Source organism: Longimycelium tulufanense (assembly GCF_014645795.1).
GTDB classification, from domain to species: domain Bacteria; phylum Actinomycetota; class Actinomycetes; order Mycobacteriales; family Pseudonocardiaceae; genus Longimycelium; species Longimycelium tulufanense.
In genome coordinates, this window is record NZ_BMMK01000009.1 from 22,582 (window position 1) to 35,986 (window position 13,405).

9 protein-coding genes are annotated in these 13,405 nt (G+C 70.0%); 7 read left to right on the forward strand and 2 right to left on the reverse strand.

Features of this window, described 5'->3' with window-relative positions; translation table 11 throughout:
• Nucleotides 1-37 precede the first annotated feature (37 nt).
• The 3 genes from eccD to IEY55_RS11245 are packed head-to-tail and all read left to right on the forward strand — an operon-like array spanning nt 38 to nt 3,522.
• The gene (eccD, locus tag IEY55_RS11235) at nt 38-1,435 is read left to right on the forward strand and encodes a type VII secretion integral membrane protein EccD (RefSeq protein WP_189056812.1); all 1,398 of its coding nucleotides are present in this window, start codon (nt 38-40) and stop codon (nt 1,433-1,435) included.
• An 11-nt stretch (nt 1,436-1,446) separates the two neighbouring features.
• Complete coding sequence (gene mycP, locus IEY55_RS11240; protein WP_189056814.1) at nt 1,447-2,934, forward strand: type VII secretion-associated serine protease mycosin; 1,488 nt, start codon at nt 1,447-1,449, stop codon at nt 2,932-2,934.
• 51 nt (nt 2,935-2,985) lie between these two features.
• On the forward strand, nt 2,986-3,522 hold the full coding sequence (locus tag IEY55_RS11245; protein ID WP_189056816.1) for a DUF1697 domain-containing protein: 537 nt from the start codon (nt 2,986-2,988) through the stop codon (nt 3,520-3,522).
• Between the two features lie 165 nt (nt 3,523-3,687).
• Here the strand turns inward: IEY55_RS11245 and IEY55_RS11250 are convergent, their stop codons facing one another.
• Nucleotides 3,688-5,616 (reverse strand): S53 family peptidase, encoded by a 1,929-nt coding sequence (locus tag IEY55_RS11250; protein WP_373289994.1) that lies wholly within the window; start codon nt 5,614-5,616, stop codon nt 3,688-3,690.
• Nucleotides 5,617-6,034: 418 nt separating this feature from the next.
• Between IEY55_RS11250 and IEY55_RS11255 the strand changes: the two genes are divergently transcribed.
• Nucleotides 6,035-6,910, forward strand: a complete 876-nt coding sequence (locus tag IEY55_RS11255) for a phosphatase domain-containing putative toxin (protein WP_189056818.1) — start codon at nt 6,035-6,037, stop codon at nt 6,908-6,910.
• 268 nt (nt 6,911-7,178) lie between these two features.
• On the opposite strand, the gene eccB is transcribed toward IEY55_RS11255, so the two are convergent.
• Complete coding sequence (eccB, locus tag IEY55_RS11260; RefSeq protein ID WP_189056820.1) at nt 7,179-8,780, reverse strand: type VII secretion protein EccB; 1,602 nt, start codon at nt 8,778-8,780, stop codon at nt 7,179-7,181.
• Between the two features lie 357 nt (nt 8,781-9,137).
• Between eccB and eccE the strand changes: the two genes are divergently transcribed.
• The 3 genes from eccE (at nt 9,138) to IEY55_RS11275 (ending at nt 13,346) form a co-directional block, all read left to right on the forward strand.
• Nucleotides 9,138-10,388, forward strand: a complete 1,251-nt coding sequence (gene eccE, locus IEY55_RS11265; protein WP_229686294.1) for a type VII secretion protein EccE — start codon at nt 9,138-9,140, stop codon at nt 10,386-10,388.
• Nucleotides 10,385-11,107 carry a hypothetical protein gene (locus tag IEY55_RS11270; protein ID WP_189056824.1) on the forward strand — a complete coding sequence of 241 codons (723 nt, stop codon included), beginning with the start codon at nt 10,385-10,387 and terminating at the stop codon, nt 11,105-11,107. The genes eccE and IEY55_RS11270 overlap by 4 nt, the downstream gene beginning before the upstream one ends.
• A 643-nt stretch (nt 11,108-11,750) precedes the next feature.
• Nucleotides 11,751-13,346, forward strand: coding sequence for a S8 family peptidase (locus IEY55_RS11275; RefSeq protein ID WP_189056826.1), 1,596 nt, complete (start codon nt 11,751-11,753; stop codon nt 13,344-13,346).
• The last annotated feature ends 59 nt before the right edge of the window (nt 13,347-13,405 follow it).

Here is a 13,405-nt window from a genome sequence, read left to right on the forward strand (position 1 = left end):
CGACGGAGAAGCAGGACGACAAGAGCGAGGGGCGCTGGTGGCGAACGGGACGACGGTGTTCAGCCGGGTGACGGTGGTGGCGCCGACCACTCGCATCGACGTCGCGCTGCCGGCCGACGTCGCGGTGGCCGACCTGCTGCCGATGCTGTTGCAGATGGCGGACCAGAAGAGCCCGGACGGCGGGAGCCGGCACGGCGGCTGGTGCCTGGCCAAGCTGGGTGAGGCACCGCTGGACCCGAGCCGCACGCTGGCCTCGCTGGGCGTGGTCGACGGCGACCTGCTGCAGCTCCGGCGCCGCGTGGACAACCCTCCCCCGCCGCTCTACGACGACGTGGTCGACGCCATCGCCGACTCGGTGCCGGGCAGCTACCGGCCGTGGACCAAGGAGACGGCGCGGCGCACCGGGCACGTGGCGGGCGGGCTGGCGCTGGGCGGTGCCGCCCTCGCCCTGTTCCGCGCCGGCCCGGCGTACCCGCTGACCACCGGCATCCTGGCCGCGGTGGCGGCGATCCTCGCGGTGGTGATGGGCGCGGTCGTGGCGCGCGCCTACCTGGCCGGGACGACCGGGGTCGTGGTGGCCGCGGCCGGTGGCCTGCCGATGGCGTTCGTGGCCGGTGTGTTCCTGGTCCCGGACGCCGGCGAGTGGGGGCTGGGTAGGCCGAACCTGTTGCTGGGCAGTGTCTTGGTGCTGGTGGTCGCCGCCGCGGCGATCATGGTGCTCGGCAGCGGTGTGACGACGTTCATCGCCGCCGCGACGGCGGCCACGCTGGGTGCGGTGGCGTTCGCGGTGGCGACACTGGTCGACGTTCCGGCGCCGGCCGTCGCCGCCGGGGCGGCCGCGGTCGCGTTGGCCGGCCTGTCGTGGCTGCCGCGGATCACGATCCAGCTCGCGCGGCTGCCGCTGCCGCAGGTGCCGGGGAGCGCCGAGGACCTGAGGGAGGACGGCGGCTTCCCGGAGTACACCGTGATCGAGCGGCGCGCGGGGCTCGCCCACGAGTACATGACCGGCATGATCATCGGCTGTGGCGCCGTTGCCGCGATCGCCGCGATGATCACCGCCGGTGAGGGCGTGTACGGCGGGATCATGGCGCTGGTGGTCGCGGCGGTGATGTTGCTGCGTGCCCGCAGCTACGCCAACGGCAGCCAGGCGGTGGCGCTGCTGGTGACCGGGATCGTGGCCGCGGGTGGCGTGTTGCTCGGCTGGATCTTCACCGCGAGCCCGTTCAACCTGCTGCTATGGGTGTTCGGCGCGCTGTTGCTGCTCGGCGTGCTGGGCGTGGTGCTCGGGGTGGTGTTCCCGGAGCGGAAGTTCTCGCCGGTGCTGCGTCGCACCGTGGACGTGACCGAGGCGTTGCTGATCGCGTCCGTGCTGCCACTCGCGTTGGCGGTGATGGACCTCTACAGCACGATCCGCCACCTGAACATCAACCTGTAAAGGGATCTTCGATGCGCAGCGCCCGGTCCCACCGTGCGGTGGCCGCAGTGACCGCGGCCGGCCTGCTCGCCCTGGCGGGCCCGGTCTGGCCGGCCGCGGCGGAACCGCCCACCGCCTCGAACCCGGCCGGGCCGGAGTCCGGCTCGGGTGGGAAGCCGCAGCCGCAGGGGCGGCCGCCCGAGGGTGACCCGCTGCGGGGAATCCCGCCGTTGCAGCCGAAGGCCGGCCCGCCGGCGAACGAGAAGCCGAAGCCGGACCTGAAGTACACGAAGAAGAAGAACTGCGTGCAGACCCTGGATGCCAGCGCCCGCAAGGTGGAGCGCAAGCCCTGGGGACAGATCGCGCTGAACTTCGAGGACGCGTGGAGGTTCACCAAGGGTGCGGGTGTCCGGGTCGCGGTGATCGACACCGGGGTGAACCGGCACCCGCGGCTGGGCAACCGGGTCGAGGCCGGCGGTGACTACGTGGTCGAGAAGGAGGACGGCCTCACCGACTGCGAGGGCCACGGCACGGCGGTGGCCGGCATCATCGCCGCCGACGACAAGGACCCCAGCGTGGGCTTCGCGGGCGTTGCGCCGGAGGCGACGATCGTCACCTACCGGCAGGCCGACCCCTCCTACGAGGGCGAGGAGAACGGCGCCAAGCGCAACGCCGGCAACGTGGAGACCATGGCCCGGGCGATCGTGCACGCGGTGGACTCGGCCAAGGTGAAGGTCATCAACATCTCCGAGTCGGCGTGCGAGCCGCCGGGCCCCGGTGCCTACTACCCGCGGCTGCACGCCGCGGTGCGGTACGCGATCGAGCATGACGTCGTCGTGGTGGCGGCCGCCGGGAACACCAACGAGAACAAGGGGTGTAAGCAGAACGAGCCTTACGGCCAGATCAACAGCCTGCCGAGCCCCGCGTGGTTCGACGACGAGGTGTTGACCGTGGGTGCGGTGCAGGAGGACGGCTCGGCGGCGAACTTCAGCGTCGCCGGGCCGTGGGTGGACGTGGCCGGCCCGGGCACCGAGATCACCACCCTGGACCCGGCACGGAACGGAACCGGGCTGGCGAACAAGCTCGCCAACGAGCGGAACGAGCTCACCTCGATCCAGGGAACGAGCTTCGCCGCGCCGTACGTGGCCGGCGTGGTGGCTCTGGTGCGGGCGCGGTACCCGCACCTGAACGCGAAGCAGGTCATCCATCGGATCGAGAAGACCTCGCAGCATCCCGCCGGGCAGGGCGGGTGGAATCCGATGATCGGTTGGGGCATGGTCGATCCGGTCGCGGCCGTGACCGCGGTGCTGCCGGAGGAGCAGGGCGTCGCCGCTCCGCCGGTGGGCAAGGCGCGGTTGGAGCTTCCGCCGTACCAGGAGAAGAACTGGACGCCGATGATCGTGGCGCTCGGCGGTGCCGGTGGTGGGGTGGCGTTGCTGGGCATCACCCTCTTCGTCGTGAACACCATGGCGCGCGTCCGCGCCCGGCAGCAGCCCCCGACCCCGCCGGCCCGATCCTGATCGGGTTTCTGGTCGCCGGACGCGGGTGTTCGTTCCAACGAGGGTGGGTAGATGACCCGATACGCGTTGCTTCTCCGGGGGATCAATGTCGGGGGCAGGACCAAGGTCCCCATGGCCGAACTGCGGCAGCTGTTGTCCGGGCTCGGGTATGCCGGTGTCGCCACCCTGCTGCAGAGCGGCAACGCCGTGGTCGAATGCGATCATGGCCCCGGGGAGCTGGTGGCCGAGGTCGAGCGGGCGATCGGCGACCGGTTCGGGATGGCGGTACCCTGCCTGGTCCGGACCGAGGAGCAGCTTCGCGGGGTGATCGAAGGAAACCCGCTGGCCACGGTGCACGACGACGGCGCGAAGCTGCTGGCGTTGTTCCTGTCGGAGGCACCCGATCCCGAACTGCTGAGGCATAACGACCCCACCCGGCTCGATGCGAACCACATCCGGGTCGGGGAACGGGTGATCTACCAGTGGTGCCCGGACGGTGCTCGGAACGCGCCTGACGTGCGGAGGTTCGTGGAGCAGAACCTGAAGGTCTCGGTCACGGCGCGGAACTGGAACACCGTGTGCAGGCTGCGGGAGATGCTTGCCGGGTGACACCCGGACCTTCCGGAGGAAGGGCCGGGCTCGGGGAAACCCGTCCGGCAGCCGGATTTCCCCTTGGCTGATGGTGAGAATCCAGTACCGGGATCAGGCCGAGGGCGGCTGGCCTGGCGCGGTTCGTGGGGCAGTGGAGACTCTTGAACCGCCCTGTTCGGACACCTAGTACCCGTAGACGAACGTACGGGTGGGTGTGCCTACACCGGTGACCGGGTCCCACCCCGGCATCGACTGCAGGCTCTGCGGCTTGCTGTCGAAGTCCACGAGGTAGCTTCCGGTCACGAGTGTCCTGTCGGCGAGGTGCATGCGCGATGTCCATACGCCTGCGTCGTGGTGGGTCACGTCAGCGAGCCCCGGGCTGCGGTAGGAGCGATAGATCCAGGGGTTCAGGAATCCCATGCGCTGGACACCGTGTACCTGCATGCGGTCGGCGAGCAGGCCAGCGATCAATGGTGAGGCCAGGCTCGTCCCACCGACGGGCTCGAGGACGAAACCGTGCGGTGCCTGGGTGAACCCGATGCGCATGCCGGTGAAGTTGTTGGCCAACGCGGAGATGTCCGGCACCGCGCGCTGTCCCCTGGCGTAGCGGGTCGACACCACTCCCCTCTGGTAGATCGGCATCGAGTAGTTGGGCGACACGCCGCCACCCGCGCCACCGATGAAATCCCCGTCCGCTGACTGGATCGGCGCCCATTGCCCGTCCTGGAGCTGGTCGGCGGAGTTCTCCCAGCCCGTGGTGAACTCGACCCGGTTCTGCGCATCCAGTCCCACCGAGGTGCCGCCGACCGCGGTCACCATCGGGCTCTCGGCAGGGAAATCGGGCGCGGCGAAGCCGAACGCGGACGGACCGGAGTTGTCACCGGAGTCCCCGGAGGAAAACAGGATGCTCTGGCCCTGGTTCGCGGCCTGGGTGACCATGTCGGCGAACTGCGTCCGGACGTCGGTGGGAACCTCGGGCTCGTCCTCACCCCAGCTGTTGCTGATGACGGGGGTCTCGTTCTGCGCGATGGCGGTGTTCAGCGCCTCGAACACGCTGCCGCTCTCGGGCGCTCCGCCGTAGTAGACGATGTCGGCGTCCGGGGCCATGGCGCGTACCGACTGGATGTCCAGTGCCTGTTCGACACCCCAGCCCGAGCCTCGGCACTCGGGGGCGTCGGCGGCCGCGCCGGGTTGCAGGACCTCCCGGTACTGGCCCGGCCGCAACGGCGGCAGGCCCATCCGCCGCGACCACCGGTTGGTGTCGGACTCGGCCGTGGCCAGGGTGCACTCACCGGTGATCCCGATGGTGCGGCCAGCACCGGTTGCCTCCTGCCCCAGGCCGTAGATCGCCCGCAGCTGGTTGGCGGTGTAGCCGCACAGGACGTTCGACTGCCGGCCCTCCGGGTACTTCTGCGGCACCGCGGTGTTGTTGTGCTGCGCCCAGTACTCGGCACAGTCCTCCTCCGCCCCACCGCTCCCTTCCGGGCCCTGGGTTGTCTGCTGTGGGGACCTCACGAGTCGGGATCGGATCAGACGGTGGGAATCGTCCAGTCCCAGCACCGCGCTGACCTCCCCGCGAAGATCCGCCGGTATCCGGACCGGTGATTCCGGCGCCACGAGGACGTCCTTGCCGTACCGGTAGCGCGCCAGCCCTGTCCCGAACGCCCTCTCCAGTTGCTCGACCCGTCCGGTGGCGGTGACGAGATGCCGATTGGCTGATACACCCTCCACGTGCAGTCCCGCCTCTTGGAGCCACGTGCGCACCCGGTCCACTGTGTGCTGGTCCGGGCCGAACCGGTCGACGAACTGCTCGGCGGTGAGGAAATGCCGGTACCGTGGTGAGCCAGGGGTGGAGACCTCGATTGCACGTTGCTGGGCCTCGGCGCGGTTCCGCAACGACAGGGCCACCAAGACCCGCCGTTGCGACCCCGGAGAAACCCGACCAGCTTTCAGGTCTGGCCGTGCCCATTGGGGGGTGCTACCGGGCATCGGGACACGATCGTTGACCGCATCGCCGTTCGTGGGCTGGGCGACGGCGGGGCCTGCCCCCACCAGCGCCAGGACCATGCACCCGACGATGAGCCGTGCCGTGCGGAACCATCGAGCCGCCATCGCGTCCCCCGATCTGCTCGCCGGGTGATCGAAAGTCTCACCAGGCAACTGCCGGAACGACACGGCCGCAACCGGTGGGTAGCGGTTGTGGGGGATCAGCGGACCCCGAGTTCACCAGCTCAGGTGATCCGCAACGCCTCGTCAGGGCGAAGACTGGCGTCGGCGGGTCCGCGGCTGGGCATCACCGCGCCGGAGCCTGGTCGCGTCGGTGGTGGGCTCAGCCGATCCGGGACGGAGTCGACACCGCCTACGGCCCCGGTGCGCATGGGCCCGCGCCCCGTTGCTGGACCAGCCAACCTCGTCGGTCAGCCCTATTCTCCTGAGCATCTCGACTGTCGCTGTTCGCGATCGGGGCCCGGAGATGGAGAGCCAGAGGGTGCTGCCGAGACTCGCGGTTGCCGTCTGTACGGCGACCTTGTTGGCAGCGCCCGGATGTGGTTCGCCGGACTCCGGGCCGCCCCCGGACAACAAGGTCAAGCTCGTTCTCGACACCCCGAACCAACCGGGCCTGCCGGAACGCCTGCGGTTGGCCAGCGACCCGCTGGTGGTACCGGAGGGGCCACCACCGAGCCGCACCGGGCTGGCCGAGCTGCGGCTGGCCGGTAGCAGGCAGTTCTCAGCGGGCCAGCTGCCGGCGATCAAGCAACGCATCAGTGCGCCCCTGATCGTCGTCGTGGACCTTCGTCAGGAGTCGCACCTGTTCGTCGACGGATCGGCGGTCAGCTGGCGTGGACCCGGTAACAAGGCGAACGCCGCCCTGAGCCACGTCGAGGTACTCGCCGACGAGGAACGGAAGAAGGTCGAACTCACCAGGGAACCGAGCACGACCATCCAGGTTGGGGATCACACGAGCACGGTGTCGGCGCCCAAGACCGTCCAGACCGAGATCACGGTCGTCACCGACGCGGGGATGGGGTATCTCCGGCTCACCGTGCCGGACGTCGAACCTCCGCAGGACGACGACGTGGACCGGTACCTCCGCCTCTTCCGGGAGCTGCCGAGCGACCAGTGGGTCTACTTCCACGGCGGGGAGGGCATGGGCAGGACCACGATGTTCATGGCCATGCACGACATGCTGCACAATGCGAAGCAGGTCAGCGAGGACGACATCGTCCGCCGGCAGCAGATACTGGCGCTGCAGACCGCCCGGACCGACGCGGAAAGGGCGACGATGCAGTGGTTTCCCAACGGACCGCAACTCGCGTTCCTGTCCACTTTCTACAAGTACGTCCAGCAGAACGCCGACGGATTCCAGACCGCCTACAGCGACTGGCGCCGCAGCGGCGGAAAGTAGTCTGGAACACGTTTCTCACGAAGCGGTCACCGGGCCGCGGCTCGCCAATGATCCCTCGTCGTACCGCGGCTGTCGCCCGATGTATGAGGCGTCAGTGGATGCGCGTTCACCGACCGCTGCGTGCGCTGCGACGGCTTGTGCAGCATCCTCCACCTGCTTGGCATAGCCGCGCAGTCGGTCTCGACCCTCACACCGTGCACATCGGCCCCCGCTGACGTTGTTGCATCGATGGGAGAGTGCGGCAGTTCCCGCCGTGGCGCCCGCAACGTCAGTTGCCGAACAACCCGCCGTCCGAGTTGGCCTGGCCGGTTCCCTCCTTCTCCCCGGCCTTCGGCGCATCCGGCAAGTCCGCGCGCGGCGAGTTCGGGTCGACCGGAAGCGTGTCGTAGATCCGGTCGGCCAGCGCCGGGTCCAGCGGGGAACCGTTGGGCAGCAGCTTGAGGATGCTTTCGGGCGCCGGCTCGTAGCGGTCGCCCAGCCCGAGTCCCTGCGCGATCTGCGGGTTGGGCACGCCGTACTTCACCCCGCGGTCGGAGACCACGAAGATCGGACCGGACGCGATCTCCATCTGCGTGGTGACGCTGCGCACCACCGCACCGCGGCCCGGGGGCATGAACGCCTGGTCGACGTTCTCCAGGCTCTGCTTGTTGAACTGGGCCAGCTTCACCGGTCGCATGTCCTTGGGCATCGGCAGCTCACCGCCGACCGACACCGAGGTGCGCAGCTTGCTGTCCTTGCCGCTCCAGCGCAGGCAGGTCACCGGGGCCCTCTCGATCTCCAGGGAATTCGGCACCACGACCGGAAGATCGTCGATCCTCAGCTTCCTGTTGTCCGGCACCACCTTCGTCACGTCGGCGGGCGCCGCCTCGGTGAGCTTGCTCTCCTCGTTGGAGAACCGGATCAGGTCGGCCACCGCGCGCGGGACCAGCTGCACGCCCTCGCGCAGCACCACGTAGTACTCCTCGGGCTGGCCGGCCCGCTGCACCTTCACCACGCTGCCGACGGTCGCCCTGCCGATCGGGTAGCTGGGCTTCTCCCCCGCGCCCGGGATTCGCGGCGCGGTGATCTCGTCCACCTCGGGGATGGCGTTAAGCAGCGGGGTGCTGATCAGTCGCGGCACCACGTCCCGCAGGCGGAGCGCCTCCACCACCTGCTGGTTGTTCATGTCGACCTTGGCGCGGACCGTGGTGTGGTCGCCCCGCTCGTTGTTGTAGATCAGGTATGTCTGGCCCGTGCTGGCCTTGACCAGCAACGCGTTGTCATCGCTCAGCCGCGGGTTGGTTTCCTCGACGCCCATCAAAGCGGTCGTCACCACCTCCGGCTTCGCCTGGTACGACGGCAGCGACTTGTCGAGCGTGAGCGTGTCGCAGACCGACCACACGGGCGGAACCCGCTGTTCCGCGGAGGTGGGCAACATCTCCGGCGCGCCGGGGATCCCGGTGAGCGGGCCCTTCGGGGTGTTCTCCAGCGCTGAGTCGTCGACCAGTACCGGCTCGACCGGGCTGCCGCCGAAGGACTGCCCGCCGCTTCCCTTGGCGGCCTGCGCCATCAGCAGCAGCTTCGCCGAGGCGATGTTCGGCGTGGGAACGAGGATCTTGGGACTGCCGGCGACCACGTACGTGGCGCCGGATTTCGTGACGACGATGTTTCCGGCATCCGGAACGTGGCCCTTGGGGCTGAGCACGGCGAAGATCAGGAAGCCGAGCACGCCGACGATGCTGATGATGGCGCCGGCGGCCAGCGCACGCTGGTGCGTGCGCATCGGCTCGTGCAGCATCACCGCGTCCTTGCGCGTCAGCGCGGACTCCATCCGGCGGAGCACGAAGCGGTACGCCTGGACCTGGGACTTGGTGGTAGGTGTTGAGGGCATTCTCGGCCTGCAGCTCTCCCGGTCGCGGTACGGTTCGGCAGGATAGCCGGGCGGGTGAACGTCCGGGTCCGGTTCATGCCAACTGGGCCCGCGGCGGCCGGCCCCGGCGTCGGCCATGGGAGCAGTGTTGATGGCAGCCGTCGTCGGCAACCTGCCGACGGCAGCTCGCCGGCTGCGGCCCGCTGGCGGGTGCCTGCCCGACGGCGGTCTGCGGGCGGTGTCCAGCCGGTGGCAGCCCGCTGGTGGCGGCAGCCGATCGACACCGAGCAGGGAGAGACCTAGCGGATGTCCGTGACCACACCCCGTCCCGCCCCACCGGGGCCGCCGGCCACGGCGGCGGCCAGCGCGGCGAACGCGATGCGGGCCGCGGTGCGGGCCCGTCGGCGCACGGTCGGCGCGAGCCTGGGCGCGTTGCCGGTCACCAACCTGGTGGTGATCGAGGCCGGGCTGGCGTTGGGCCTGCTGCTGCTCGCGCTCGCCCCGAAGGCGTGGCCGGTGTCGGCCGCGGTGCTGGTGATCGCGATCGTGGTCGCCTTCATCCGGTGGCGGGGCCGCTGGTTCACGCAGTGGGTCGGGCTCACTGTGCGCTACCTGCTCCGCCAGCACGGCCGTCAGGCCGAGCCCGCCGCGGCCACCGGGGCGCTGGAGCAGGCGGCTGAGCAGGCGCGGGGCGATGCCAAGGTGACCGGCGCGGAGGACCGCCGGGTGGCGTTGCTGCGGCTGGCCGTGCCCGACCTGGTGGTCGCGCACGGTATCGACCACGAGCGGCGACCGGTCGGGATGGCCTGGCACGAGGGCACCTGGACCGCGGTGCTGCTGGTCGACCCGGCCCCGGCGCTGGTGTCGCACTTCGGCGCGGCCCCGAACCTGCCGCTGGGTGCGCTGGCGCCGTGCCTGGAGGACCGCGGCACGGTGCTGGACGCGATCCAGGTGATCTGGCACTGCTACCCGGGCAGCACGTCGTTGCCGGTCAGCTCGCCGGCGTTGAACTCCTACCTCGAGGTGCTTGGCCCGTTGCCGGCGGCGGCGCGGCGCACCACGTGGATCGCGGTCCGGCTGGACCCGCGCCGGTGCCCGGCGGCCGTGCGGGAGCGGGGCGGTGGCGTGGTGGGTGCGCACCGGGCGTTGATCGGTGCGTTGTCCCGGATCCGCAGCGCGCTGGGCGCGCGGGGCATCCCGACCCGGCCCCTGGACGTGGACGAGTTGCTGCACGCGGGGATCTCCGCGGCGGAGCTGACCGCGCTGCTGGGCTCGCCGAACCCGGTGCGGCTGCGGGAGCGGTGGACCGGGGTGACCGCGGGCGGTGTGGGGCACGCCAGCTACGCGATCACCGGCTGGCCGGACCAGCTCTCGCACAACCTGAACGCGTTGACCGGTGTGCGTGCGCTGTCGTCGACGGTGGCGTTGTCCCTGTCGCCGGGTGGTGAGGACGGCAACGTGGGGCTACGTGGCTTGGTGCGGGTGAGCGCGCGTACGCCGAGTGAGCTGGAGGCGGCCGACGACCGGCTCACGCACCTGGGCGAGCGGCTGGGCATCAGCCTGACGCCGCTGCGCGGGTTGCAGATGGCCGGATTGGCCGCGACGTTGCCGTTGGGAGGCAAGGCGTGAGCACCAGGTTGGACAACCAGGTCTCGGCCGCGGGCGTGGCACCGGAGTTCCTGGTCCCGCCGGAGGTGTTGGACGCGATCAGTCCGTCCGGCGACCGCGGTGGGCTGCTGCTGGGCTCGGGGTTGAAGGGCGAGCCGCTGACGATCTCGGTGCTGCGGAACGCGCCGACCCGGATCGTCATGGTCGGCGGGCTTTACCTGGCGCGGCAGCTCGCGCTGCGGGCGATGGCCAGTGGGGCGACGGTGATCGTGTCGACCGGCCGGCCGCAGGCGTGGGAGGTGTTGCGCCGGGCCGCGGGGCAGGGACCGGACGGTCGGCCGGTGCCGGCCGTGCAGATCCGGCGGCTGATCCCGACCGAGCTGGATCGGGCGACCGAGGACAACCCCGTGCTGATAATGCACGACGGGGGCGCGGTGCCGCAGGAGCTTTTCCCGCCGCGGTCGCCCTGGCAGACCACGTTGTACGTGTTGCCGTACCTGCATCCGCACGCGAGTGTGACGGCGAACGGCGCGGACTTGATCCTCTTGCAGCGATTGCCGATCGGGCAGGCGCACCTGGCCGGGCGGATCTGGCGGTTGGCGCCGCAGATGGCGCAGCAGCTGACGACGCTGAAGGATGACGGGGTGATCGCCCTGGGGCCGAACCTGTGGCGGCCCCTGCGGTTGGTGACGACACCGAAGGAACAGCAGATTCTCGGCCCCGTTCGCCGCGGGGACTAGGCCGGATGACGGGTGTCCCGGGCGCCGGTTGGCCGGACGCCCCGGGACATGAACAACGCACCCCGCCTGCGCGCGACTTCAGTCGGCCCAAGGCGTTGCGGGCCTCGTTGAGGGACTCACCCCCGCTCGCGGGGGACTTCCTGTTGCAGCGGCCGGTCAATCTCCCGAACCCGGGACCCATCCCTGCATGGGCGGGGACCTCGTCCCCTCGCGCTCGGCGCGGCAACGCAGGCCCTCTCTCGGTCCCGTCCGTTCGACAGCCCGCATGCTCGAGCCGCCCTCCTTCCGGCAGCACCGTGGGCCGGCCGGTTGCGGCGCGGGCACGGCTCCGACAAAATTGTCCACACCATGTCCGTTCTCCGGACGGATAGCTTGTTGTTGACTCGACGTCATACCTTCGGCCACCCGTTCCGGGTAGCGCGTATCCCCGGCGTCCGCCGCAGGGGAATAGTCCGAAGAGCCTAGTTTCGCGGGCACGCGTAATTTCTGGTGGTACCACGCGGAATATTACGTTTCAACTCCTGTTTCCCCAGCTCAGCGCGCCATATCCTGGGTGGCACGTCCGCGCGGACGTTTTCCGTCCCCCAGCGCGCGAACCGGCCGACCGCCGGCGAGCGCACCCCTGCACTGAGGGAGCGAAACAATGCATCGTATTCGTGCTGCCCGGAAATTGACCGGGCTCGGCATGGCGACCGCCACCGCGGTCGCCCTCACGGTCGGCGCCAGCTTACCCGCGGGTGCCAACGACGGCACCGTGCGGGCCGCCGACGCACCAAGGGCCATCAAGGACAGCTACATCGTGGTGTTCAAGGACCGGCTATCCACGCAGGTCCTTGATTCCACTGTCTCCGCACTGGCCGGTAAGCACGGCGGCACGGTGAAACACACCTACCGCAACGCACTCTCCGGTTTCGCCGCCAAGATGAGCGAGCGGGAGGCCCGGCGGCTGGCCGCCGACCCCCGGGTCGCCTTCGTGGAGCAGGACCAGGAGGTCCACACCATGGACGTGCAGAACAACCCGCCGTCCTGGGGCCTGGACCGCATCGACCAGCGGAACCTGCCGCTGGACAGCAAGTACGAGTACGCGACCAAGGCCGGGAACGTCAACACGTACGTCATCGACACCGGCATCCGCACCACGCACTCCGACTTCGGTGGGCGGGCCAGGCACGGCCGGGACACCGTCGACAACGACAACGACGCAACCGACTGCCACGGACACGGCACGCACGTGGCCGGCACCGTGGGTGGCGCCGCCCACGGTGTGGCGAAGAGCGTGACGTTGTGGGCCGTCCGGGTGCTCGACTGCCGGGGCTCCGGCAGCTACTCCGGCGTCATCGCCGGTATTGACTGGGTCACGGCGAACGCCCGGAAGCCGGCCGTGGCGAACATGAGCCTGGGCGGCCCCGCGTCGTCGGCGGTGGACAACGCGGTGCGGCGGTCGGTTTCCTCCGGGATCACCTACGCGATCGCGGCGGGTAACGGCGACCAGTGGGGCCGGCCGCAGGACGCCTGCACGGTGTCCCCGGCGCGGACCAAGGAAGCTATAACCGTGACCGCGACCGACCGCAACGATGCCAAGGCGAGCTGGGCGAATTACGGCACGTGTGTGGACATCGCGGCTCCTGGCGTGGGCATCACTTCGGCGTGGCTCGACAACGACAGTGCGACGAGAACGATCAGTGGCACCTCGATGGCGACGCCGCACGTGGCCGGGGCCGCGGCACTGGTGCTCGCGGGCAACCCGAGCTACAGCCCGCAGCAGGTGGCCGACGCGCTGGTGGGCGCCGCAACGCCCAACGTGATCTCCAACCCTGGCCCTGGCACGCCGAATCTGCTGCTGTACACGGGCAGCGGCGGCGGTGACCCGGGCCCGGGGCCCGGGCCGGGCTGCAAGTTGAAGACGAACGACACCGACGTGGCGATTCCGGACAACGGTGCCGCGGTGAGTAGCTCGATCACCTTTGGCGAGTGCGAGGGCACGGCATCGAACGCGGTGAAGGTCGAGGTGCACATCAAGCACACTTACCGGGGTGACCTGGTGATCGACCTCGTGACGCCCAGCGGCGCGGTGAAGAACCTGAAGCAGAACAACGCCTGGGACTCGGCGGACGACGTCAACGAGACCTACACGGTCGACGCCTCCGGCGAAACCAAGAACGGCACCTGGCAGCTCCGGGTGCGGGACGTCTACGCCCAGGACACCGGACACATCGACTCCTGGAACCTGACGCCCTGACGCAACCCTGACGACGTGCCTCTGGGCCACGGCCCAGAGGCACGTCTTTGTCACCGTGC

Bases quoted from the DNA above. Each gene is read 5' to 3' on its own strand.
- mycP (WP_189056814.1), top strand. From the start codon at position 1,447: ATGCGCAGCGCCCGGTCCCACCGTGCGGTGGCCGCAGTGACCGCGGCC.
- IEY55_RS11245 (WP_189056816.1), top strand. From the start codon at position 2,986: ATGACCCGATACGCGTTGCTTCTCCGGGGGATCAATGTCGGGGGCAGG.
- IEY55_RS11250 (WP_373289994.1), bottom strand. From the start codon at position 5,616: ATGGCGGCTCGATGGTTCCGCACGGCACGGCTCATCGTCGGGTGCATG.
- eccB (WP_189056820.1), bottom strand. From the start codon at position 8,780: ATGCCCTCAACACCTACCACCAAGTCCCAGGTCCAGGCGTACCGCTTC.
- eccE (WP_229686294.1), top strand. From the start codon at position 9,138: ATGCGGGCCGCGGTGCGGGCCCGTCGGCGCACGGTCGGCGCGAGCCTG.
- IEY55_RS11275 (WP_189056826.1), top strand. From the start codon at position 11,751: ATGCATCGTATTCGTGCTGCCCGGAAATTGACCGGGCTCGGCATGGCG.